The sequence below is a fragment of the Caulobacter radicis genome, assembly GCF_003094615.1.
Lineage (GTDB): Bacteria > Pseudomonadota > Alphaproteobacteria > Caulobacterales > Caulobacteraceae > Caulobacter > Caulobacter radicis.
In genome coordinates, this window is record NZ_QDKO01000043.1 from 72,452 (window position 1) to 94,701 (window position 22,250).

19 protein-coding genes are annotated in these 22,250 nt (G+C 70.2%); 6 read left to right on the forward strand and 13 right to left on the reverse strand.

The annotated features are described in order from the left end of the window. Window positions 1-21: 21 nt before the first annotated feature. Window positions 22-627 carry an LOG family protein gene (locus DDF62_RS23040; protein WP_116491283.1) on the reverse strand — a complete coding sequence of 202 codons (606 nt, stop codon included), beginning with the start codon at window positions 625-627 and terminating at the stop codon, window positions 22-24. Between the two features lie 105 nt (window positions 628-732). Here DDF62_RS23040 and DDF62_RS23045 point away from each other — a divergent pair, with 105 nt between their 5' ends. Genes DDF62_RS23045 through DDF62_RS23055 form a run of 3 tightly spaced genes read left to right on the forward strand, consistent with a single transcriptional unit; the run spans window position 733 to window position 3,884 of the window. Then, the gene (locus tag DDF62_RS23045; protein WP_116491284.1) at window positions 733-1,554 is read left to right on the forward strand and encodes a hypothetical protein; all 822 of its coding nucleotides are present in this window, start codon (window positions 733-735) and stop codon (window positions 1,552-1,554) included. Beyond that, window positions 1,479-3,401: an ABCB family ABC transporter ATP-binding protein/permease gene (locus DDF62_RS23050; RefSeq protein ID WP_116491285.1), complete on the forward strand. Its 1,923-nt coding sequence runs from the start codon at window positions 1,479-1,481 to the stop codon at window positions 3,399-3,401. Before DDF62_RS23045 ends, DDF62_RS23050 begins: the two co-directional genes overlap by 76 nt. A 45-nt stretch (window positions 3,402-3,446) precedes the next feature. Then, on the forward strand, window positions 3,447-3,884 hold the full coding sequence (locus DDF62_RS23055; protein ID WP_116491286.1) for a VOC family protein: 438 nt from the start codon (window positions 3,447-3,449) through the stop codon (window positions 3,882-3,884). 43 nt (window positions 3,885-3,927) lie between these two features. Here the strand turns inward: DDF62_RS23055 and DDF62_RS23060 are convergent, their stop codons facing one another. From DDF62_RS23060 to DDF62_RS23095, 8 genes are all read right to left on the reverse strand, one after another. Beyond that, a complete protein-coding gene (locus tag DDF62_RS23060) occupies window positions 3,928-4,320 on the reverse strand; it encodes a Ros/MucR family transcriptional regulator (RefSeq protein ID WP_207780678.1) in 393 nt (130 codons plus the stop codon). Between the two features lie 77 nt (window positions 4,321-4,397). Further along, entirely contained in the window at window positions 4,398-5,948 is a 1,551-nt protein-coding gene (locus DDF62_RS23065) for a SulP family inorganic anion transporter (RefSeq protein WP_116491287.1), read from the reverse strand. Then, the gene (locus DDF62_RS23070) at window positions 5,945-6,640 is read right to left on the reverse strand and encodes a carbonic anhydrase (RefSeq protein WP_116491288.1); all 696 of its coding nucleotides are present in this window, start codon (window positions 6,638-6,640) and stop codon (window positions 5,945-5,947) included. Before DDF62_RS23070 ends, DDF62_RS23065 begins: the two co-directional genes overlap by 4 nt. Before the next feature lie 1,094 nt (window positions 6,641-7,734). Next, window positions 7,735-9,057 carry an ATP-binding protein gene (locus tag DDF62_RS23075; RefSeq protein WP_116491289.1) on the reverse strand — a complete coding sequence of 441 codons (1,323 nt, stop codon included), beginning with the start codon at window positions 9,055-9,057 and terminating at the stop codon, window positions 7,735-7,737. After that, window positions 9,054-9,824 carry a response regulator transcription factor gene (locus DDF62_RS23080; protein ID WP_101717305.1) on the reverse strand — a complete coding sequence of 257 codons (771 nt, stop codon included), beginning with the start codon at window positions 9,822-9,824 and terminating at the stop codon, window positions 9,054-9,056. Before DDF62_RS23080 ends, DDF62_RS23075 begins: the two co-directional genes overlap by 4 nt. A 191-nt stretch (window positions 9,825-10,015) precedes the next feature. Then, on the reverse strand, window positions 10,016-10,327 hold the full coding sequence (locus DDF62_RS23085; RefSeq protein ID WP_116491290.1) for a hypothetical protein: 312 nt from the start codon (window positions 10,325-10,327) through the stop codon (window positions 10,016-10,018). A gap of 36 nt (window positions 10,328-10,363) precedes the next feature. Beyond that, on the reverse strand, window positions 10,364-11,011 hold the full coding sequence (locus DDF62_RS23090; RefSeq protein WP_116491291.1) for a hypothetical protein: 648 nt from the start codon (window positions 11,009-11,011) through the stop codon (window positions 10,364-10,366). Between the two features lie 139 nt (window positions 11,012-11,150). Continuing rightward, window positions 11,151-11,903: a helix-turn-helix transcriptional regulator gene (locus DDF62_RS23095; protein ID WP_116491292.1), complete on the reverse strand. Its 753-nt coding sequence runs from the start codon at window positions 11,901-11,903 to the stop codon at window positions 11,151-11,153. An 88-nt stretch (window positions 11,904-11,991) separates the two neighbouring features. On the opposite strand from DDF62_RS23095, the gene DDF62_RS23100 reads away from it, so the two are divergent. The 3 genes from DDF62_RS23100 to DDF62_RS23110 all read left to right on the forward strand — a co-directional run bounded on the left by DDF62_RS23100 (window position 11,992) and on the right by DDF62_RS23110 (window position 16,104). Continuing rightward, the gene (locus DDF62_RS23100) at window positions 11,992-13,164 is read left to right on the forward strand and encodes an acyl-CoA dehydrogenase family protein (protein WP_116491293.1); all 1,173 of its coding nucleotides are present in this window, start codon (window positions 11,992-11,994) and stop codon (window positions 13,162-13,164) included. 223 nt (window positions 13,165-13,387) lie between these two features. Next, window positions 13,388-15,835 carry a TonB-dependent receptor gene (locus DDF62_RS23105; RefSeq protein ID WP_116491294.1) on the forward strand — a complete coding sequence of 816 codons (2,448 nt, stop codon included), beginning with the start codon at window positions 13,388-13,390 and terminating at the stop codon, window positions 15,833-15,835. 74 nt (window positions 15,836-15,909) lie between these two features. Continuing rightward, window positions 15,910-16,104 (forward strand): hypothetical protein, encoded by a 195-nt coding sequence (locus DDF62_RS23110; protein ID WP_116491295.1) that lies wholly within the window; start codon window positions 15,910-15,912, stop codon window positions 16,102-16,104. Between the two features lie 85 nt (window positions 16,105-16,189). On the opposite strand, the gene DDF62_RS23115 is transcribed toward DDF62_RS23110, so the two are convergent. The 4 genes from DDF62_RS23115 to DDF62_RS23130 form a co-directional block, all read right to left on the reverse strand. Next, a complete protein-coding gene (locus DDF62_RS23115; RefSeq protein ID WP_116491296.1) occupies window positions 16,190-16,426 on the reverse strand; it encodes a hypothetical protein in 237 nt (78 codons plus the stop codon). Between the two features lie 125 nt (window positions 16,427-16,551). Further along, window positions 16,552-19,680, reverse strand: a complete 3,129-nt coding sequence (locus tag DDF62_RS23120; protein WP_133244979.1) for an efflux RND transporter permease subunit — start codon at window positions 19,678-19,680, stop codon at window positions 16,552-16,554. Between the two features lie 14 nt (window positions 19,681-19,694). Next, window positions 19,695-20,945 carry an efflux RND transporter periplasmic adaptor subunit gene (locus DDF62_RS23125; RefSeq protein ID WP_116491298.1) on the reverse strand — a complete coding sequence of 417 codons (1,251 nt, stop codon included), beginning with the start codon at window positions 20,943-20,945 and terminating at the stop codon, window positions 19,695-19,697. Continuing rightward, entirely contained in the window at window positions 20,942-22,207 is a 1,266-nt protein-coding gene (locus DDF62_RS23130; protein ID WP_116491299.1) for a TolC family protein, read from the reverse strand. Before DDF62_RS23130 ends, DDF62_RS23125 begins: the two co-directional genes overlap by 4 nt. Window positions 22,208-22,250 lie beyond the last annotated feature (43 nt).

The window sequence follows — 22,250 nt, forward strand, 5'->3', positions numbered from 1 at the left end:
ATTGTTCGTTGTTATTAAAAACTAAGTCAATCGCCGAACATCGATCTCGCGATCGCGATCAACGTCCAAACCCCACGCCAGCAAGGCCGGAGTGACATCCTCGGCCGCCTCGACCGACACCCAGGCCGTCGACAGGGCCGGGGGCGTCAGGCCCTTGTCGATCGTGTGCTTGAGAAGCGCGAACAGCGGGTCCCAGAAGCCGTCCGGATTGTGGAACACGATCGGCTTGCGATGCAGGTCCAGGCGCCGCCAGGACAGCAGCTCGATGATCTCCTCCAGGGTGCCGATGCCGCCGGGCAGCACCACGAAGGCGTCCGAACGCTCGAACATCAGCATCTTGCGCTCATGCATCGAGGTCACGATCACCGTCTCGACGTCGTCGAAGGGCTTTTCGCGGCCGCGCAGGAACTCAGGGATGATGCCCAGAACCGCGCCGCCCGCTTCGTGCGCGCCGCGCGCGGCCGCACCCATCAGGCCGACGCCGCCGCCGCCATAGACCAGCTTGAGCCCGGAGCGGGCGAAGTCGCCGCCGATCTGGTGGGCGGCATCCAGATAGGCCGGATCGGCCGTGTTCGAAGAGCCGCAGTAGACGCAGACCGACCCCAGGCGGCTAGACAGGTCGGGCATCGTCGTCCACTCCAACAAAAGAAAAGGCGCGGCTCCCGTCGGGAAGAGCGCGCCATGGCGTTTCGGGCCTCGGTCTTAGCGACCGCCCCAGGATTTGGAAGACGCATGATCGGGATTCGCAAGGCCGCATTCAAGCCTTGGCCGCTGGCCCTGGCCCTCGTCGCGACCCTTTCGGCATGCGGCGAGGGGGGGCGGCGGGACTGGGGCCGCACCACGCCGGCCGCCCAGCCCGCCCGTGACCCTGAAGCGGCCTATCTGGCGCCGCCCAAGGTCGTCACAGCGGCGATCCAGGGCGGCGGCGTGGCGCTGTCCGGGTCGGCCACGGCTGGCGCCTCGGTCCGGCTGGGGGCGCCGACCGGAGAGGCGATCAGCGTAGAGGCCGACGCCTCGGGTCTGTGGCGCGCGGTTCTTCCCGGCGCGGTCGAGCCTCGGCTGTTCGGCCTGTCGATGACCCGTGAGGGACGCACCGTCCAGGCCGAAGGCTACGTGCTGATCACGCCCGAGGGCGCCGTCGCCCTGCTGAAGGCCGGCGGCGGCTCCGAACCGCTGGCCGGCCCGTCTGATTCCCTGCGGATCCTCGCCATCGACTACGACCAGGAGGGCGGGGCGGTGATCTCCGGCGTGGGCCGTCCCGGGGCGGGCTTTGGCGTTCGCGTGGACCGCGTCACCCAGGCCGAGGGCAAGGTCGACGCTCAAGGGCGTTTCAGCTTCTCGCTGACCCAGCCGCTGTCTCATGGCGAGCACGGCGTGCAGGTGGCCGGCGAGGGCGGCGAGGACCTGGTCAGGATCGCCGTCTCCGCGCCGGGTCCTCTGAGCGCGGGTCCCCTGCATGCCGAGCGCCTTGACGGCGCCTGGCGCGCCGACTGGATGACCCCGGGCGGCGGCGTCCAGACGACGGTGCTGTACGCGCTCGGAGAGGCCCGGTGAGAGGTTTCGCCTCGGCCGGTCGCGACAGCGCGCGGACCGCCCCCGAAGCCGCCAAGCCGGTCTCCGGATGGGCGGCGCTGGCCGAACTTCTGCGCCTCGTCCTGCGGTCGCGTGCGCCGGGCTTGGCCTGGCGCCTTGCGGCGGCCCTGGCCCTGACCTTCGCCGGCAAGGCGCTGGGCGTGGCGGCTCCCTTGCTGCTGGGTGCGGCCGTGAACCGGCTGACCGCCGGGCAGGGCGCGGCGACCCAGGTCACGCTGTCCTTCGCCGCCCTGGCGCTGGGCTGGGCGGGCGTGCGCTTCATCGCCGCCGCAGCGCCCCAGGCTCGCGACGCGGTGTTCACGCCGGTGGCCCAGGCCGCGCAGAACCGCGCGGCCACCGAGACCTTCGCCCACGCCCTGTCGCTGTCGATCGATTTCCACCAGACCAAGCGCACCGGAGCACTGTCGCGGACCATCGACCGCGGCGCGCGGGCCATGGACTTCCTGATCCGGGGCCTCGTCTTCAACATCGCCCCGACCATCGTCGAACTGATCCTGGCCGGCGCCGTCCTGGCGCGCGCCTATGACTGGCGGTTCGCGGCGACGGCGATCGTCACCGTGGTCATCTACGGCGTGCTGACCTTCTCGATCTCCAACTGGCGTATCGCCCACCGGCGTGAGCTCAACGAGGCCGATGCGGAAGCCGCCGGGCGGGCCGTCGACGCCCTTCTGAACTATGAGACGGTCAAGAACTTCGGCGCCGAGGACCGAGCCGTCGGCGCCTATGAGCGGGCGCTGTCGACCTATGGCGCGGCGCAGATCAAGGCGACCAACTCGCTGTCGCTGCTCAATGTCGTGCAGTCGGCGATCATGAGCGTGGGCCTGGCCGTGATGGCCGTGCTGGCCGGCTCGGAAGCCGCCCACGGCCGCATCGGGCCGGGCGACATCACCGCCGTCGTGCTGATCCTGGTGAACCTGTATCAGCCGCTGAACTTCCTCGGCTTCGCCTATCGCGAGATCCGCCAGTCGTTCATCGACATGGAGGCGATGATGGAACTGCGTCGGCAGGGCGCCGACGTCGCCGACGCGGAAGACGCGGTCGACCTGCCGCCGGCGGGCGATCGGCGCGGCGGGGCCGTGGCCTTCGAGAGCGTTTCGTTCCGCCACGGCGCGCGCTCGGACGGGCTGGCCGATGTCAGCTTCACCGCCGCGCCGGGCCGCACCGTGGCCATCGTCGGCCCCTCGGGCGCCGGCAAGACGACGCTGGTGCGCCTGGCCCTGCGGATGATCGACCCGCAGGCCGGCCGGGTGACGCTGGACGGCCATGACCTGAAGGCCCTCAAGCAGGCCTCGCTGCGGCGGGCGGTGGCGCTGGTGCCGCAGGACGTGGCGCTGTTCAACGACACGATCGCCGCCAACATCGCCTTCGGCCGTCCGGACGCGACCGACGAGGAGGTCTGGGACGCCGCCCGCGCGGCCGAGCTGGGCGACTTCATCGGCAGCCTGCCCGAGGGCATGGCCACCAAGGTCGGAGAACGCGGCCTGAAGCTTTCGGGCGGCGAGCGCCAGCGGGTGGGCATCGCCCGGGCCCTGCTGGCCGATCCGCGGGTGCTGATCCTCGACGAGGCCACGAGCGCCCTGGACAGCCGCACCGAGGCGGCGATCCAGGCGACGCTGCGCAAGGCCAGGGAAGGGCGCACGACCCTGGTCGTGGCCCACCGGCTGTCGACCATCGCCGACGCCGACGAGATCCTGGTGCTGCGCCGGGGCAAGGTGGTCGAGCGCGGCCCGCACGCGGCCCTGCTGGCCGCCGACGGCGAGTACGCGGCGCTGTGGCGACGGCAGACGCGCGGCAAGGTCGCAGTGTAGTAGGCGATCGGCTATATCGGCGCTTCGCAACATCTGGAGGCCGCCTTGCGCTATCTGCACACCATGGTCCGCGTGAAGGATCTCGACGCTTCGCTGCGCTTCTACTGCGAGGGCCTGGGCCTGCAGGAGATGTATCGGATGGAGAACGAGAAGGGCCGGTTCACGCTGGTCTTCCTCGCCGCGCCGGGCGACGCCGACAAGGCCAAGGAACGCAAGGCCCCGCTGGTCGAGCTGACCTTCAACTGGGACCCGGAAGACTATCAGGGCGGCCGTAACTTCGGCCACCTGGCCTATCAGGTCGACGACATCTACGCGGCCTGCCAGCGCCTGGCGGACCAGGGCGTGACAATCAACCGCCCGCCGCGCGACGGCCACATGGCGTTCGTGCGCTCGCCTGACGGCATCTCGGTGGAGCTGCTGCAGGACGGCCACCTGGAGCCTGCCGAGCCCTGGGTCTCGATGCCCAACACCGGCGCCTGGTAGAACGACGAAGGCCCGCCAGATCGGCGGGCCTTTTTCCTTGGCTCTAGCGGCGCGAGCCGAAACGGTTGGCGCGGGCGACGTTGGAGCGCAGGTCCGAGAAGCTGGCGGCGACCGTGGGGTAGTCGTCGGGCAGGCCCCACTTGGAGCGATACTCCTCCTCGGTGAGGCCAAGGCTGTTGAGGTGGCGCTTCAGCGAGCGATAGCGGCGGCCGTTCTCGAAGCTGACGATGGCGTCCTGGGTGACGCTGGCGGCGATCTCGTCGGCGTTGGGGCGCTCGACCGGCTCGGCGGCCGGGGTCGAGAACACCGCCTCAAGCGCCGCATAGGTGCGGGCCGCGAGGTCCGGCAGTTCGTCGGCCGAGACGACGTTGTTCTGGAGATAGGCGCAAAGCACCTGGGCCGCCATGTCGGCGGCGCGTTCCTGGGCCTTGTTCATCGAAGGTCTCTGGCGGTCTTCAAACGAAAAAGAACCCCGGGACCGAGCGGACTCGGTCCCGGGGCGACTGGGTGAGGTCAGTGGGCGCCGGCGGCCCGCAGTCGTTCGCCGAACACGCAGGCGTTGGGCAGCTCGACCTTGGAGCCGGTGCGCTCCTTGCTCTTGACCCACTCGCTCAGCACCTCGGTGGTGGTGTGGTCGAGCACGGTCAGGGCGCGGGTGTCGAGGCGGACGACGCCGCCGTCGGGAGCCGCGTCCAGGGCCTTGGTGATCTTCGGCAGCTGCACGAAGGTCGCCGCGCCCTCGAGGCGGATTTCCTGTTCCTTCTCGCCGACGTTCTGCTGGGCGATCTTGAGGCGCATGCGCTTCAGGTTCGGCAGCAGTTCGACAACGGTTAGGGCCAGGCCCACCAGCACGCCGGTCAGCAGGTCGGTGGCGACGACCATGACGAAGGTCGCGGCCCAGATCAGCGCCGGCAGCAGGCCGTAGCGGGCGAACAGGTGACGGACGTGGTCCAGGCTGACCAGCTTCCAGCCGGTGACCACCAGCACGCCGGCGAGGGCGGCGCTGGGGACCTGACGCAGGACGAAGGGCAGCAGGGCGACGAAGGCCAGGATCCAGACGCCGTGCAGGATCGCCGAGGCGCGGGTGACGGCGCCGGCCTGGACGTTGGCCGAGCTGCGCACGATCACGCCGGTCATCGGCAGGGCGCCGACCAGGCCGCACAGCAGGTTGCCGACGCCCTGGGCGCCCAGCTCCTTGTTGTACTTCGTGCGCGGACCATCGTGCATGCGGTCGACGGCGGCCGCCGACAGCAGGGTCTCGGCCGAGGCGATGAACGCCACCGCCACGGCGGTGAGGATCAGCATCGGATCGGCGAGCTTGGCGAAGTCGGCCATGCCCGGGATCGCGATGGCGCCGGCGATCGATTCCGGCACGGCGATCTTCTGCACGTCGAGGCCGAAGCCCATGGCCACGAAGGTGCCGGCCAGCACGCCCAGCAGGGCGCCGGGAACCAGCTTCAGCTTGGCCGGACGGATCTTCTCCCAGAGCAGGATCGAACCGATGGTGACCACGCCGACCAGAAGGGCGGCTTCGGCGGCGCCGAAGGTCGACACCGACAGGCCGGTGATGGCGCCCGGGATGGCCAGCAGGTTTTCCAGGCCGTTGGCGCGTGGCTTGTCGCCGAACAGCACGTGGAACTGGCCCGCGACGATCAGCACGCCGATGCCGGCGAGCATGCCGTGCACCACGGCCGGCGAGATGGCCCGGAACCACTGGCCCATGCGCAGGGCGCCGGCGGCCAGCTGGACCAGGCCGGCCAGCACCAGGATCGGGCCGAGGGTCGACAGGCCGTGCTTGGCCACGATCTCGAACACGATGACGGCGAGGCCGGCGGCGGGGCCGCTGACCTGCAGGGGCGAGCCGGCGAGGGCGCCGACGACGATGCCGCCGATGATGCCGGTGATCAGGCCGCGCTCGGCCGGAACGCCCGAGGCGACGGCGATGCCCATGCAGAGGGGCATCGCCACGAGGAAGACGACGATGGAAGCTGTCAGGTCACGCGAGAAGATCGCGCCGAACCCTTGCTTCGCGCCGTTCGGGGAGGAAACGGCGGCGTTGCTCATTCGGCCGCGATGCCCAGATGGTCGGCGGCGACCATGCGCTTGGCCGGACGTTGAGCGACGGGCAGGGGCGAGCCTTCACGGACCTGCTCGAACTGGCCGGTGTCGCCGTTGTAGGCCTGGATCTGGCCGGTCTCGATCTCGAAGAACCAGCCGTGCAGGGTCAGCTTGCCCTGGGCGATGGCCGAGGCCACCGACGGGTGGGTCCGCAGATGATTGATCTGGACCACCACGTTTTCCAGCGACAGGGCGCGGGTCGTGCCGTGCTCGTCCAGGCCGTGATAGGCGTTGCAGACGACGCTGTGGGCGGCGTGGGCGTGGCGCAGCCAGGCGGCGACGTTGGGCATCTTTTCCAGGGCGGCCGGGTTCGAGAACGCCTTCATGGCGCCGCAGTCGGAGTGGCCGCAGACGACGATGTCACGCACGCCGAGCGCCATGACGGCGTATTCAACGGCCGACGAGACGCCGCCGTTGGCTTGGCTGAACGGCGGCACGATGTTGCCGGCGTTGCGGCAGACGAACAGGTCGCCGGGATTGGCTTGGGTGATGAGCTCAGGCACGACGCGCGAGTCGGCGCACGAGATCATCAGGGCCGAGGGGCTCTGGCCGTGGCTGGCCAGGCGCTCGTACAGCGCGCTTTGAGCCGGGAAGACTTGGCCGCGGAAGAGGGCGGCGCGTTCGAGAAACTGTTCCAAGAGGAACCTCCATGCGATGGCCGCGGCGTCCGGGGAAAGGGGTAACGGACGCCGCGGCGCGCGCGGCCTGAACCGCCACGCAACATGGAAGGTGGGGTGGCGTCTTTGCTGCGACGCAGCGGGTTTTGTGACAAAGGGTTTCCGAGACGGGGCTTTCTCGTGGTGGCCCTTGGACGCCCTCAAGGGGGAGCTGTCGCCCCCGGGTCCGGCCAAAGGCCGGCCCGAGGGTAAACTCCGCCGACTGAGGGGGAAGGGACTGCTGACGTTGGCGTTCGGCTCAGGCTCATCAGGAACTTCCCCCTCCGGCCCTCCGGGCCACCTCCCCCTTCAGGGGGAGGATCTTGGTCAGCGAACCTCCCCCTTTGGGGGAGGCGGCCGAAGGCCGGTGGGGGGACGGTTTCAGCTTTCGGGGTGGTGGGTGAGTTCGTCATCACTCCCCCCACCGATCGCTGCGCGATCGCCTCCCCCACGGGGGGAGGTTCCTTGAGGCGCGGCTTCGCTAGCTCCCGCGTTTGCACGCGTTAGGTCGGGGAGGCGCGGAGCGGCCGGGCGGAGCCCGGGGACCGTGGGTTTGTTTAGCGTTTCGGCTTCGTCGACCGCTCCGCCGCGTCGTTATTCCGAAGGGCCGGAGGCGCGGGTGCTGTTTCAACCCTGGACCCGGCTGTCCCACGGACGGGCAGGACCAATAGCCCCGCGGTAATCCGGCGGCGGCCTCGGCTGATCCTGTTAGGCCGGTTTGAACGATCCCGGCCCTGTCGACCCGCTCGTTGCGTCCTGGAACGGCTTGGCGGCCCAATCACGCCTTGTGAGCGCTCCTGCAAACCCGCCTTTTCCCATGACGCTCCGAGCGGCCCCGCTCGATGCGGTCCTCGCCACGCTTGGGCCGGTACCAAGAGCCCTCCCCATGGCGGGGACGGGTTTGATTATGACCCGGGGCTGGGCGCGTCTGATAAGTTTGAGTGAGAAAGTTGCAAGGGATTGAGTTCGTTCGGTTCTTTGGCGAACTCACCGGGGATGGAGCTGGGTCTATCCCCGTCCGGCTCTCTTCTCCCTTCCCCTCGATGGGGGAAGGGCTTTGAAAGGGCAGAGGATCCCTACAGCGCCGGCAGCCGGATCTCGGCCCTCAACCCGCCTTGCGGGAGGTTGCGCAGGATCAGTTCGCCGTCCTCGCGCTTGAGGATCTGCTGGACGATGGTGAGGCCCAGGCCCAGGCCGCCGGTGTTGCGGGCGCGGGCGCTGTCGAGGCGGTGGAAGGGCTCAAGCACGTGGGCCAGTTGGGCCTCGGGAATGCCGGGGCCCTTGTCCTCGACCGCCAGCACGACCATCCGGCCTTCGCGGCTGAGGGTCAGGGCGGCCTCGCCGCCGTAGTGGAGGGCGTTCTCGACGATGTTGCTGATGGCGCGCTTGAGCGACAGCGGCCGGGCCCGCACCGGCAGGTGCTCGGGCCCGTCATAGGTGGCGATGCGCTCGGAGTCGGTGGCGTCGTCCACCAGGGTCATGGCGATGGCGGCGATGTCGGTGCGGCGCGGCGGCTCGGGATCTTCCTGGCCGCCCAGATAGGCCAGCAGCGAGTCGAGCATGCCGGTCATCTCGTCGACATCGGCCTCCAGCGCCTCGCGGGCCGAGGTCTCGGAGACGAAGCCTGCGCGCAGGCGCAGGCGGGCCAGCGGCGTGCGCAGGTCGTGGCCGACGGCGGCGAGGGCCTCGGTGCGGGTCTGCAGCAGGCCGGCGATGCGGTCCTGCATGGCGTTGAAGGCCTGGGCCACCATCTTGAGATCGCCGGCCCCGGTCTCGGCCACCCGCACGCGCGCGCCCTGGCCGACCTTGTCGGCGGCCTCGGCCAGCGCCCGCAGGGGACGGCTGAGGTTGCGCAACACCAGGGCCGCGGCGGTGATGACGCCCAGGCCCAGGATGAAGGCCGAGCCGACGCTGCTGAGCAGCACCGCCCAGGGGGCGGCCCGGATCTTGGTCTTCATGGTCAGCCAGGTGCCGTCGCGCATCTTCAGCGCCACCTTCAGGTGGGTGTCGCGCGGCAGGGTGCGGTCGATCTCGGCGTTCATCCGCAGCTCGCGCCGGGCCAGGCTGGGCTCGGCGGCGCGGAACTGGTCCCTGAGCTTGCGCTCGGCCGAGCGCTCGCGGTCGACCAGGTGGGGCAGGGGCGTCCACTCCAGCTGGCTGGAGCGGCTGGAGAGACCCGCCGCGCGGGCGATGCGCTCGTGCTCGGGTCGGGTCTCGAGAATGGCTTCGGCGGTCACCAGCTGTTCGGCGGCGCGCTGAACCTGGTTGTTGCGGTTGGGGTAGATGCGGCTGTTCTCGAACAGGATCGAGCTGCCGATGAATTCCAGGGCGACGGCCAGCATCAGGACCAGGGTGACCTGGCCGACCAGACGCTGCGGCCATAGCCGCAAAGGCTTCATCGCCGCTCCACCTGGGCGGTGAAGATGTAGCCGATGCCGCGCACGGTGCGCAGCAGAGACTCGGCCTGGCCGCTGACGGCCAGCTTGCGGCGCAGACGGCTGACCAGCACGTCGATGCTGCGGTCCGAGGCGTCGGAGATGCGGGCCCGCGACATTTCCAGCAGGCGCTCGCGTCCGATCACCCGCTGGGGCGAGGACAGGAAGGCCAGCAGCAGGTCGAACTCGGCGCCCGACAGGTCGACGAAGGCGCCGTCGGGCGACAGCAACTCGCGGCGGCCCGGATCGAGCTGCCAGCCGGCGAACACCATCTGCTGGGCGCCCCGCGGCTGGCTGGCCTGGGCCCCGCCTTGCGTGCGGCGCAGGATGGCGCGGATGCGGGCGATCAGCTCCTTCTTGCTGAAGGGCTTGCCGATATAGTCGTCGGCGCCGAGCTCCAGGCCGATCAGGCGGTCGCTCTCGTCGTCGCGCGCGCTGAGCATCACGATCGGGACGTCGCTTTCCTTGCGCAGGCTGCGGCACAGCTGGAAGCCGTTGCTGCCCGGCATCATCACGTCGAGCAGGATGATGTCGACCGTGTTGGTCTCCAGGACGCGGGCCATCTCGCCGCCGTGCGCGGCGCTGAGGGGCTGGAAGCCCTCTTCGCGCAGCAGGCGCATCAGAAGGGTGCGCAGGGCCGGATCGTCCTCGACGATGAGCACGGTCGGGGCCACGGGGGCCGTGGCCAGCTCCCGCTGCAAAGCGTTCAGTCCGTTACCTGAGCTATCCATATGCCTGGGCTATCTAGGAACGATGCGGCCGCGAGCAAGGTAGAAAGCGGCTGTTTTCCACCGACTTCAAGCCAATACCAGGCCAGATTGCATCGTTCTTATGAAAAAGGGATGCCCTCGCGCGCACTTCGGGGGAAGAGGACTCGCGCGAGGGCCGGCCGCCGAGACGGCCGTCTTGGATGCCGGACGCCTTAGGCGGCGCGGCAGATATCGGAAACGGCGGCGCGCACGGCGCCTTCCTGGGCCGCGGCGGCGTCGGCCGAGTGGAACACGACGCGGACCACGCCTTCCTTGGCCTTGGCGGCGGCGACGTCGTCACGCTTGGCGAGCTCGACGGCGGCCGGGGCGGCGCAGGAGGCGGCGGCGGAGATCTTCACGGTGCGCTTCTGAAGGTTCTTCTTGGCGACTTCTTCGGTGAAGGTCAGGCCGTGGCCGGCCGGACCGGCCATGGCGGGGAAAGCGACGAGGCCAGCGGCCACGCCGATCAAAGCTACGAACTTCATGGTACGGAACTACTCCGGAATACGGGGATGCGAGGCTCAGCCGCCGGTGGCGGTGTCGGCCTGGGCCTGAACGGCGGGAAGGGTGGCGCGATAGGCGTCGACGCTGTTCAGCAGGCCGACGATCTCGGCCTGGGTGATGGCCGTGCGATGCTCGTAACCCTTGGGCGACTTGAACTTGAAGCCCCAGGCCTGCGGCTTGGCGGCGACCTTGCGCAGTTCGTTCTCGCTGATCGAGAAGGCGACCTCTTCCGTGCACAGCTCCGGCGCCTCGAACAGGAAGCAGCGGCCGGCGTTGTCGCGGATCTTGATCGCCTGGGCCTGGACCGGCCAGGCGGCGGTCTCGTAGGCCACGGTGTCATACTCGCGCATCGAGCCCTGGTACATCAGGGTCTGGCGGACTTCGTAACGCGTCGCGCCGGTGCGCTTGTCGACGACGGCGCGCAGGTAGTTGTCGTTCGACGGATTGCGGAACAGGCCCTTGCCGGTCTGGAAACCGGCCTGCGTGCTGACCACGGTCTCGACGTCGAGCTGATCGTCGATGACCTGGGTCTTGGCCTGGAAGTGATCGACGCCGAGGGCGACCTGCCGGGCAGGCAGCTTCACGGTTTCGGCGACGGCCGCGCCGCCGATGGCCAGGCCGCCCAGGGCGGTCAGGGCCAGCAGGCGATTGCGGGTCTTGCTCATGGTCTTCTCCTGTGAAGCGCGGGCCGATCCCTCGTTCGGCGGGCGCTTCTGACAGGTCTTAAGGTGGAGAGGCCGCCTTGCGGCTGTGCATCTCGTTCGTGACAAAGCATTGCCGCGCATCATCCGGGGCGCCGGCGCCTCAGAATGCGGCGGAGCCCAGATAGCCCAGGCCCGTGGCCCGATGGATCGCCTGGGCCCGTCCGGCCACCCGCAGCTTCAGGGCGGCGTTCTGGACGTGGAACCGGACCGTGGGGCCGGAGATGCCGATGATCTGGCCGATGTCGGCGTCGGTCTTTCCGGCCGCCGCCCATTTCAGGCACTGGATCTCGCGCTTGGTCAAGCGGGCCAGGGGGCCGTCGTCGGAGAGGCCGTCGCGATAGGCCGACACCAGCCGCAGGGCCGCGCCGTGCAGGCGGTCGGCATGGGCGGCGTAGAGCGCTGGCAGGTCGGCCAGCGGCTCGTCCGAGGCCCAGACCACCGCGCCGATCACCCCGCCGGTCAGGTAGGCGGGCGCGATGACGGCGGCGGCGACGCCGAAGTCCTGCGCCGCCTCGGCCACCGGAATGGCCTCGAGCCGAGGCAGGGGCCGCCAGCTGGCGAAGCGGCCCTGGTGGTAGAAGAACGGCTCGGCGGCGTAGCGGGCGGCCAGGATGAACGGGGCCCTCAGCGCGAAGGACCGGTCGCGCCAGTAGCGCAGCCCCGCGTCCAGCCACTCGAACGTGGTCTCGGCCAGCGGCAGCCCGTCGGGGCCTAGCATGGGCTCGGGGCTCGAGATGTCGGCGCTGGCGGCGACGTAGGGCAGGCCGATCTCGGCGCCGAGGTCGCGCACGTGCAGGGCCAGGTCCATGACCCGCGCCAGGCGCTCGCGATCCTCCCCCCTCGTCGCCGTCATGCGGGCGCTCTTTCCCTATCGGTTCCGATAGCTTGCGCACCGGGCCTGCGCTTTCGCAAGTTTCCCCGACGTTGGATGGAGCGCGCGCGTGGATCTGGAGCTTTCGCCCGAAGACCTGGCCTTTCGCGACGAGGTGCGCGCGTTCCTGGACGCCGAGCTGACGCCGGGCCTGCGCGAGGCCGGGCGGCGGATGACCAGCGTGTTCTGCGACAAGGCCCACAGCCTGGCGTGGCAGAGGATCCTGCACGCCAGGGGCTGGGTCGCGCCGAGCTGGCCGGTCGAGCACGGCGGCCCGGGCTGGAGCGAGATCCAGCGCCACGTCTTCCAGGCCGAGTGCGCGCGGGCCGGCGCGCCGGGCCTGGCGCCGATGGGCCTGCGGATGGTGGCGCCGGCGATCATGCGCTTCGGGACGCCGGAGCAGAAGGCCCGCTACCTGCCCCGGATCCTGTCGGGCGAGGACTACTGGTGCCAGGGCTATTCGGAGCCGGGGGCGGGGTCGGATCTCGCTTCGTTGCAGATGAAGGCGACGCCCGAAGGCGACGACTACGTGCTGACCGGCTCGAAGATCTGGACCACCCACGCCCATTGGGCGACGCACATGTTCTGCCTGGTGCGCACGAGCACGGAGGGCAAGCCGCAGGCCGGCATCACCTTCCTGCTGGTCGAGATGGACCGGCCGGGGATTCGCGTTGACCCGATCCTGACCCTGGCCGGCGAGCACGAGGTCAACCAGGTGTTCTTCGACGAGGTCCGCACGCCCAAGGCCGACCGGCTGGGCGAGGAGAACCAGGGCTGGACGGTGGCCAAGCATCTGCTGGAGTTCGAGCGGGGCGGGGGCTATGCGGCGGGGCTGGAGGCGGGGCTTTCGAGGCTGCGCGAGGCGGGCGTCGCCGAGGATCCCGACCAGAGGCGGCGGCTGGCCGAAGCCGAGATCGCCGCCCTGGCCATCGACGTCACCGAGCGGCGAGTGCTGAGCGCGCTTGCAGGCGGCGCCAATCCCGGACCGGCCTCGTCGATCCTTAAGGCCCAGGGCTCCGAAGCGCTGCAGCGACAGGACGAGTTGGCGGTGGACGGCCTGGGCGCCTGGGCGGCCGTGCACCAGCCGGCCGCGCGCGAGGCGGGCTCGAACGAGGCCCTGATCGGTCCCGAGCACGGCCGCACCACGGTGGCCCGCTATCTCAACAACCGCGCCGCCTCGATCTACGGCGGCTCCAACGAGATCCAGCGCGACATCATCGCCAGGCTGGTGCTGGGGCTGTGAGGCCCGGTGCGTCCTTCGAGGCCCGCTACGCGGGCGCCTCAGGATGAGGAAATCAGTGCGAGGAGGCCCTCATCGTGAGGTGCGAGCCAAGGGCGAGCCTCGAAGGGCGCACGGCCCAGGATGCTCACCCTATCAGTTCCGATAGCTTGTTAGAGGGGCGGGCGACCCGCACGCTCCGATAGAGCCAGCGTCCAATGAAGGCGCGGCCGGAGGGAGGTTTCGCATGCAAGGACCACTGCGCCTGGCGCTGACCCTGGGGGTGTCGGCGATGGCCCTGTCGATGGCCGCGCCCGTCTGGGCCCAGGCCCCGACGGCCAAGCCCGTCCCGGACGAGAAGGACAGCCTGGCCATCGAGACGGTCGTCGTCACGGCCCAGCGCCGCGAGGAAGCGGCCAACGACATCGGCATGCCGATCCAGGCCTTCAGCGGCCAGGCCTTGCAGCAGCTGCGGGTCACCGACCCCAAGGACCTGTCGACCGTCGCGCCCAGCTTCACGGTCAGCCAGAGCTACCAGGGCGTGCCAACCTATACGCTGCGCGGCATCGGCTTCAACACCATCAACCTGTCGGCCACCTCGACGGTCGGGACCTATGTGGACGAGGTCGCCTACGCCTATCCGTTCATGAACACCGGCCCGATGTTCGACCTGGAGCGGGTCGAGGTGCTGAAAGGTCCGCAGGGCACGCTCTACGGCCGCAACACCACGGCGGGCCTCGTCGACTTCGTCACCAACAAGCCGACCGAAGCGTTCGAGGCCGGGCTGACGGCCGAGCTCGGCAACTACAAGACCCGCAACCTCGAGGGCTATTTCAGCGGTCCGCTGGGCGACAAGGTCCAGGCCCGGGTCGCCTTCCGCGCCGAGCACAGCGGCAAGGGCTGGCAGGTCAGCAACAGCCGCGACGAGCGGCTGGGCGAGGTGGATCGGCAGGGCTGGCGGCTGTCGTTGGCCGCCCAGCCCAGCGAGAAGGTCGACATCGACTTCTCCTACGCCGGCTGGCGCAACCGGTCCGACACGGTGGCCGCCCAGGCCATCGGCTTCACGCCCGCCACGGCGGCCAGCCCGTTCAACGCCGCGGGCCTGGTGAGCTACATCGCCGCCAACAAGCCGACCAAGGCGACCCAGGCCGACTGGGCGCCGCTGTCGGTGCGCGGCGCGGACGTCGGCACGGGCCTGGGGATCAGCGACCCCGCCGAGGAGGACGACCGCTTCGACGCGGCCAAGCTGCGGCTGGCCTGGCACCTCTCCGACGACGTCAGCCTGATCTCGCTGACCAGCTACAACAAGCTGCGGCGCGACGCGGTGTTCGACTGGAGCGGCGCGCCCTACGAGATCCTGGTCCAGAAGGCGCATGGCGACATCGAGTCCACGGCCGAGGAGCTGCGGCTGGAGGGGCGCACCGAGAAGGGCTCGTGGCTGGTCGGGGGCTATATCGCCCACGACGAGATCCTCGACATGAACCGCACGATCCTGGGCCAGAACGCCAATGTCGGCCTGATCCGGTTCTATGGCTCGACCCTGCTGGCGACGCCGTTCAACAGCGGCGGATACACCGCGCTGCAGATGAGCCAGGCGTTCCGCACCTATGAGGACGTGGGCAATATCGAGACCGACACCTGGAGCCTTTTCGCCAATGCCGACAGGCAGTTGACGGAAACTCTGAAGCTCACCGTGGGCCTGCGCTACAGCCAGGACAAGCAGGATTACGTAGGCTGCTCGCGCGACTTCAACGGCAACATGCTGCCCAACGTCAATGTCGTGAACCGGGCGCTGTTCTTCGGCGTCTACGGCCTGGTGGCGCCGATCACCCAGGGCTCGTGCAACACCTTCGATCCGGCCACGGCCAGCTTCGGCTTCGTGCGCTCGACCCTGGACGAGGACAACTTCGCCTGGCGCGTGGCGCTGGACTGGCGGGCGTCGGACGACGTGCTGGTCTACGGCTCGATCTCGCGCGGGGCCAAGGCCGGGGCGACGCCGATCAACGCGGCCAACATCTCGACCCAGAACGCCCCTGCGCGGCAGGAACTGCTGACGGCCTACGAGCTGGGCGTGAAGGCGGCGCTGTTCGACCGGCGCGTGCAGGCCAACCTGGGCGTCTTCTACTACGACTACACCGACAAGCAGCTCAGCGTGTCGTTCGCCGACCCGATCTATACGGCCCTGTCGCGGCTGGCCAATGTGCCCGAGGGCATGGCCCGCGGCCTGGACGGCGACATCACCTGGCGCGCCACCAAGTCTCTCACCTTCCTCGCCTCGGCGACCTGGCTGCACACCGAGGTCCAGGGCTACACCGGCATCAACGGCGCCGGTCAGCCCCAGGACTTCGACGGACGGCCTTTTTTATACAGCCCGAAGTTCCAGGGCGGCCTGACGGCCCTGTTCGACCACGACCTGGCCAATGGCCTGAAACTTCAGGCGGCGCTGAACGGCCGCTGGCAGGACAAGTCGAGCGCCGATCTGGAGGGCAATCCGCTGTTCGTCATCGACAGCTATGGCCTGCTGAACGCCAGCGTCGGCATCTCCTCGCCCGGCCAGGGCTGGGAGCTGTCGCTGTGGGGACGCAACCTGACCGACGAGTATTACTGGACGGCGGTCAGCAGCAACGCCAACACCGTGGTGCGCTTCCCCGGCAAGCCGCTGACCTGGGGCGCGGCGCTGAGCTGGCGGTTCTGAAGGGAAGGGCGCGACGCCGGCGGTCGATCGCGTTAAGGTCGCAAGGCCTTGCCGCCTTCAGCCGCCGGACCGCCATGCCCTACGACCTGACCGCCGATCACGGCCCGGAGACGGCTGTCGCCGAGTTCGAGGCCGGGCCTCTGCGCTATCGCGCGGAGGTTCGCGTCACGCCGGCGGGCATACTGGCGGTCGGAGCGCTGCTGAGCGGGGTGCTGCTGTCGACGGCGGTGATCGTCTGGGCGACGAAGGCGGCGGCCGGACGACGCTGACCTGCGATCGGATGGTTTGTTACCTCTCACCCTCCCACTGCCTTGCGGCAGCGGGCCCCTCCCTCTCTCAAAGAGAGAGGGGATCTTAAGCGGGCGGACGGGCGGTGAAGGCCCAGCGGACGTTCTCGCCCGGCTGCAGGGTGGCGGCGTCGACATAGGCGTGGCCGCAGCGGTCGTCGGCCTTGCGGTAGGCCAGTTCGATCAGGCCGCCGCTGGAGCCGAGCACCGAGGCGCGGGCGCGGTGGCCGCAGCGGAGGACGAGCTCGACGGTGTCGCCGTCCGCCACGGGAAAGGGCGTCTTCTTGGGTTTGCGGCGAAGCATGGCGCGGGTTCCGAAAGCTGAGGCCCCGGACCCCGGCTCGCGCCTTTCGAGGCGGAACCGGGATCCGGGGGCGGGTACGAATCCCACGATCGGCTTTTCGAGATTAATCGCGCCTGAACAGCGGCTTAAGGCCGCAGTCTGACCTGATGGGCGAGCCGGTAGAGGGCCGGCAGCACCAAAAGGGTCAGCAGGGTGGACGAGACGATGCCGCCGATGACCACGGTGGCCAGCGGCCGCTGCACCTCGGCCCCGGCCCCGACGTTGAAGGCCATGGGCACGAAGCCGAGGCTGGCCACCAGGGCCGTCATCAGCACCGGCCGCAGCCGCGCCAGGGCGCCCTCGCGGATGGCCTGGTCGAGGTCCATGCCGTCCTGCCGAAGTGAACGGATGAAGCTCAGCATCACCACGCCGTTCAGCACCGCCACGCCCGAGAGGGCGATGAAGCCCACCCCGGCCGAGATCGACATCGGCAGGCCGCGCAGCAGCAGGGCCAGCACGCCGCCGGTCAGCGCCAGGGGCACGCCGGAGAAGACGATGGCGGCGTCCTTGCCCGATCGGAACAGAGCGTAGAGCAGGCCGAAGATCAGCAGCAGGGCGGCTGGAACCACCAGCTGCAGCCGCTTGGCCGCCGAGATCAGCTGCTCGAACGTGCCGCCATAGGTGATCCAGTAGCCGGCCGGCAGCTCGACCTCGGCGCCGACCTTCCGGCGCACCTCGTCGACGAACGAGCCCAGGTCGCGGCCGCGCACATTGGCGGTGACGACGACGCGGCGCTTGCCGTCCTCGCGGCTGATCTGGTTGGGACCGATCACCGTCTCGATCCGCGCGACGTCCTGCAGGGGCACGAAGCCGCGCGGCTGGTCGAGGCTTCCCGGCAGCGGGATGCGAAGCCGGCCGATGTCGTCGACCTTGCCGCGCTCGCTTTCGGGCAGGCGCACGACCACGTCGAACCGCCGGTCGCCCTCGAACACCTGGCCGGTGACCGTGCCGCCGATGGCGGTGGCCACCACCGACTGGACGTCGTCGACATTGAGGCCAAGGCGGGCGAGGGCGGCGCGGTCGGGGGTGATCTGGAGCACGGGCAGGCCGGTGACCTGCTCGACCCCGACGTCCTGGGCGCCGGAGACGCCCTCGACCAACGCGCCGATCTTCTCGCCGACCGCCAGCAGTTGCTCGAGATCGTCGCCGTGGACCTTGATGGCCACGTCGGCCCGCACGCCCGAGAGCAGCTCGTTGAACCGCATCTGGATCGGCTGGGTGAACTCGTAGTTGCTGCCGGGCACCTCGGCGACGGCCGCCTCCAGTTCGGCCACCAGCCTGGCGCGGGGCTTGCGCGGGTCGGGCCAGTCCTTGCGGTCCTTCAGCAGGATGAAGGTGTCGGCCACCGAGGGCGGCATCGGGTCGGTGGCGACCTCGGCGGTGCCGATCTTGGCCACGACCCGCTCGACCTCGGGGAAGCGGGCGATCCGCTTCTCCAGCGCCGCCTGCATGGCCACGGCCTGGGTGAGGCTCGTGCCCGGGATGCGCATGGCGTGCATGGCGATGTCGCCCTCGTCGAGACTGGGGGCGAACTCCGAGCCCATGCGCGAGGCGGCGAAGGCGGCCACGACCACCAGCACCGCCGCGCCGGCCACGAACGGAAACCGCAGGCGCAGGGCCGCCTCCAGGGCCGGCTCGTACAGGCGCCGGGCACCGGCCATGATGCGGCTTTCCTTCTCCTCGACCTTGCCGGTGACGAACATGGCCACGGCCGCGGGGACGAAGGTCAGGGACAGCACCAGGGCCGCCGTCAGGGCGATGACCACGGTGATGGCCATCGGGTGGAACATCTTCCCCTCCACGCCGGTGAGGGCGAAGATCGGCACATAGACGAGCGTGATGATCAGGATCCCGAAGAGGGACGGCCTGATCACCTCGCCGGCGGCCTGGGCCACCAGGGCGAAACGCTCGTCGCGGGTCAGCAGCCGCCCCTGACGATGCTGGGCCTCGCCCAGGCGTCGCAGGCAGTTCTCGACGATGATCACCGCACCGTCGACGATCAGGCCGAAGTCCAGGGCGCCCAGGCTCATCAGGTTGCCCGAGACGCCGGCCTGCACCATGCCGGTGATGGTCAGCAGCATCGACAGCGGGATGACCGCCGCCGTGATCAGGGCCGCGCGAATGTTGCCCAGCAGCAGGAACAGCACGACGATGACCAGCAGGGCGCCTTCCAGAAGGTTCTTCTCGACGGTGGCGATGGCGCGGTCGACGAGGTTGGTGCGGTCGTAGATCGGCTTGGCCGTGACGCCGGGCGGCAGCGCCTTGGCGGCCTCCTCCAGGCGGGCGGCGGCGGCGCGGGCGACGGTGCGGCTGTTCTCGCCGACCAGCATGAAGACGGTGCCCAGCACCACCTCCTGGCCGTTCTCGGTGGCAGCCCCGGTGCGCAGTTCCTGGCCAAGGCCCACGTCGGCGACGTCGGCCACGCGGATCGGCGCGCCGTTGCGGCTGGCGACGATGACCGCCGACAGGTCGGCGATCCCCGAGGCCTGGCCGGGCACGCGCACCAGCACCTGCTCGCCGTAGCGCTCCAGATAGCCGGCCCCGACATTGGCGTTGTTGCGCTCCAGCGCCGCCACGACGTCGGCCATGGTCAGGCCGTAGGCCGACAGCCGTTCGGGCAGGGGCGTGACGTGGTACTGCCGCTCGAAGCCGCCGATGGTGTTGACCTCGGTGACCCCGGGCGTGTTGCGCAGCTGAGGCCGGATCACCCAGTCCTGCAAGGTGCGCAGGTCCTCGGGACCCCAAGCCTTGCCGTCGGGACGGCGGGCGCCGGGCTTGGCCTCCACGGTATACATGAAGATCTCGCCCAGGCCCGTGGAGATGGGCCCCAGTTCCGGCGTCAGGCCCGGCGGCAGCTGGCCGCGCGCGCTCTGCAGCCGCTCGCCGACCAGCTGGCGTGCGAAGTAGATGTCGGTCCCGTCCTTGAAGACGACGGTGACCTGGGAAAGGCCGTAACGCGAGATCGAGCGGGTGTATTGCAGGCCCGGCAGGCCGGCGATGGCCGTCTCGACCGGGAAGGTGACCCTCTGTTCGGCCTCCAGCGGCGAGAAGCCGGGCGCCTCGGTGTTGATCTGCACCTGGACGTTGGTGATGTCGGGCGTGGCGTCGATGGGCAGGCGCTGGAAGCTCCAGACCCCGACGGCGATCGCGACGGCGACGAGCGCCAGCACGACCCAGCGCAGCCGGATCGCGGCGGCGACGATATGTTCGAGCATGATCCTCGCCTCCCTCAGTGATCGTGGCTCGCGCCGGACTTCTCGATGTCCGCGCGGATCAGGAAGGCGCCGTCGACGACGTATTCGGCGCCGGGCTTGAGGCCCGAGAGCACCTCGGTCCATTCGGGCGTCTGGCGGCCGATCTGCAGCATCCGCACCTCGTAGGCGTCCTTGACCTTGACGAAGACGACCTGGAAATCGCGGAAGCGCTGGATGGCCTTGGTGCGCACGGCCAGCGGCGCGGTCTGGGCGCCGACCTGGAACGAGCCCTCGACGCCCATGCCGGGCCGAAACGCGCTGTCGGCGCCGCCGGGCAGGTGGACATGGGCCAGCAGGGTCTGGCTGACCAGGTCGGCCGTCGGCAGCACGGCTTCGACTTCCGCCTGGAGCTTCGTGTCGCCCGACAGGCTGCGCACCTGCACCGGCTGGCCGACGCGCACCTTCTCGGCGTCGCGCGGATAGACGAAGAACTCGGCGTGGAGCTTGGTGGGATCGGCGATCACGAAGATCGGCCGCTCCATGGCCACGTCGCCGACATTGAGGTTCTTCTCGATGATCACGCCGCCGATCGGGGCGGGGATCGAATAGGTCTGCAGGCTCTCGCTGGACTCCACGCGCGCCAGAACCTGGCCCTTGCGGACGGTTTGGCCCAGCTGGCCGTTGAGGCTCATGATCCGGCCCGGATACCAGGCGCGGACCTCGCCCTTGCCCTCCGGCGTGATCTCGACCCGGCCGGCCATGTCGACCAGCTGCGCGATCGGGGCTGGGCCGGCGACCTCGGTGCGAACGCCGCCGGCCTTGGCGGCTTGCGCCGAGATGGTGGTGCGGCCCTCGTAGGAGGCGTAACGCCAGTTGCTGGTCTTGCCGCCGACGACGGCCGTGACGGCCACGTCGAAGGAGTGGGGCTCGGTCACCACGCCCTGGCCGCGCAGGTAGTCGCCCTCGGGCTTGAGGGCGAAACGGTTCACCTCGCCGTCCAGGCGGGTGAGGGCGATGGTGAGCTGGAACTGGCTGGGCGCCAGCGGCTTGTCCTTGCGGTAGGCGTAGACGCGGAACTCCGGCTCGACCCCGTCCTCGAAGATGGTGATCTCGATGGAGAGGTCGCCGTCATGGAGCATCCGGCCGCCGTGGGGACCGCGCTGCTCGGCTTCCTCGGCGGCGTGGCCTTCGGGCTTGGCCGGGGCGCTTCCGCAGGCCGACAGGGTCAGGGCGCCGGCGAGCGCCAGGGCCAGGGGCGCGGAAACGCGCATGAAGCGGCGGCTCATCGGGCGGACTCCGAAGCGGGGATCAGGCGCGCGTGGGCGCCGGTCAGGCGGTCGAGCTGGGCGCGGTCGACCTGGAAGGCCTTCAGCACGGCGAGGCGGCGGCTGCGGGCCTCGATCAGGGCCTTCTGGGCCTCCAGCACGTCGAGATAGGAGAAGCCGCCGCGATTGAAGCCGTCGCGGACGAGATCGACCGTGCGGGCGTTGGCCGGCACGACCTCGTCCTGGATGCGGCGGGCCTCGGCCGCCTTCTGGGCGAGGGAGGCCTGGGCGGCGGCGATGCGTCGCTCCAGCACGCTGCGCGCCCCGGCCAGGTCGAGGTCGGCGGCCTGGCGCTCGGCCCGGGCCTGGTCGATGGCGCCGCGATTGGTGTCGTGGCGGCCAAGCGGGATCGACCCGCCGACCACGGCGGCCACGGCCCCGTCGTCGTTGAGGTAGCGCAAGCCCGCGCGCCAGGTCGGATCCTGCACGGCCTTGCTTTCCTCGACGCGGACGCGGGCCGAAGCGAGATCGCGCTGGGCGTCGAGCAGGGCCAGGTCCACGGGCGAGGCGGGACCGGCGACGCGGCCGGCGACCGACAGGTCCTCCAGCGCGGCGGCGTCGATCTCGATCTCGCCGCCGCCCCAGTAGGCGGCCAGGGCGCGGCGGGCGTCGGCGGCGCGGGTGCGGGCCTGGGCCAGGGCGAGGCGGGCCTCGGCGACCTGGGCGTCGGCGCGGGCGCCGGCGAACAGCGGGTCGCGGGCGGCCTTCACCCGGCGCGAGACCTCGCCGCGGGCGCGCTCGGCCAGGGCCAGGCGGTCGGCGGCCAGGGCTGTCTCGGCCTGCGCGTAGACGGCCTCGACCCAGGCCAGGTCGGCCTCGTGCAGCAGGTCGAGCACGCGGACGTCGTCGCGCAGGCGGGAAAGGGCGATGTCGCCCCTGGCCAGGGCCACGCGGGCGGCGCGCTTGCCGCCGCGCTCGCGGGTCTGCTCGTAGTAGAGTGTGGCCTGGGCGCGATCGACCAGGGAGTAGGGGCCCGAACCGGCCAGGTCCTCGACGTCGACGCCGACGACGGGATTGGGCCGGACGCCCGCCTGGCGCACGCCGGCTTCGGCGGCAGACAGCCGGGCGGAGAGGGCCGGGCGGGCCGGATCGGCGGCGGCGGCGCGTTCGAGCGCCTGCGTCAGGGTCAGGGGACTGGCCTGCGCGGCCAGAGGCGTCGCCAGGGCGAGCGCCGTGGCGAGCAGCCAGGACCGCGCGCGGCGGCCTTGGATAGCGGAATGCATGAAATGTCCTCGAACAGTCGAAAAAGCGCGGCGCGGCGGCCGC

Coding starts and splice junctions, on each gene's coding strand:
- DDF62_RS23040 (WP_116491283.1), bottom strand. CDS start 627: ATGCCCGACCTGTCTAGCCGCCTGGGGTCGGTCTGCGTCTACTGCGGC.
- DDF62_RS23045 (WP_116491284.1), top strand. CDS start 733: ATGATCGGGATTCGCAAGGCCGCATTCAAGCCTTGGCCGCTGGCCCTG.
- DDF62_RS23060 (WP_207780678.1), bottom strand. CDS start 4,320: ATGAACAAGGCCCAGGAACGCGCCGCCGACATGGCGGCCCAGGTGCTT.
- DDF62_RS23065 (WP_116491287.1), bottom strand. CDS start 5,948: ATGAGCAACGCCGCCGTTTCCTCCCCGAACGGCGCGAAGCAAGGGTTC.
- DDF62_RS23075 (WP_116491289.1), bottom strand. CDS start 9,057: ATGAAGCCTTTGCGGCTATGGCCGCAGCGTCTGGTCGGCCAGGTCACC.
- DDF62_RS23080 (WP_101717305.1), bottom strand. CDS start 9,824: ATGGATAGCTCAGGTAACGGACTGAACGCTTTGCAGCGGGAGCTGGCC.
- DDF62_RS23085 (WP_116491290.1), bottom strand. CDS start 10,327: ATGAAGTTCGTAGCTTTGATCGGCGTGGCCGCTGGCCTCGTCGCTTTC.
- DDF62_RS23090 (WP_116491291.1), bottom strand. CDS start 11,011: ATGAGCAAGACCCGCAATCGCCTGCTGGCCCTGACCGCCCTGGGCGGC.
- DDF62_RS23095 (WP_116491292.1), bottom strand. CDS start 11,903: ATGACGGCGACGAGGGGGGAGGATCGCGAGCGCCTGGCGCGGGTCATG.
- DDF62_RS23105 (WP_116491294.1), top strand. CDS start 13,388: ATGCAAGGACCACTGCGCCTGGCGCTGACCCTGGGGGTGTCGGCGATG.
- DDF62_RS23110 (WP_116491295.1), top strand. CDS start 15,910: ATGCCCTACGACCTGACCGCCGATCACGGCCCGGAGACGGCTGTCGCC.
- DDF62_RS23115 (WP_116491296.1), bottom strand. CDS start 16,426: ATGCTTCGCCGCAAACCCAAGAAGACGCCCTTTCCCGTGGCGGACGGC.
- DDF62_RS23120 (WP_133244979.1), bottom strand. CDS start 19,680: ATGCTCGAACATATCGTCGCCGCCGCGATCCGGCTGCGCTGGGTCGTG.
- DDF62_RS23125 (WP_116491298.1), bottom strand. CDS start 20,945: ATGAGCCGCCGCTTCATGCGCGTTTCCGCGCCCCTGGCCCTGGCGCTC.
- DDF62_RS23130 (WP_116491299.1), bottom strand. CDS start 22,207: ATGCATTCCGCTATCCAAGGCCGCCGCGCGCGGTCCTGGCTGCTCGCC.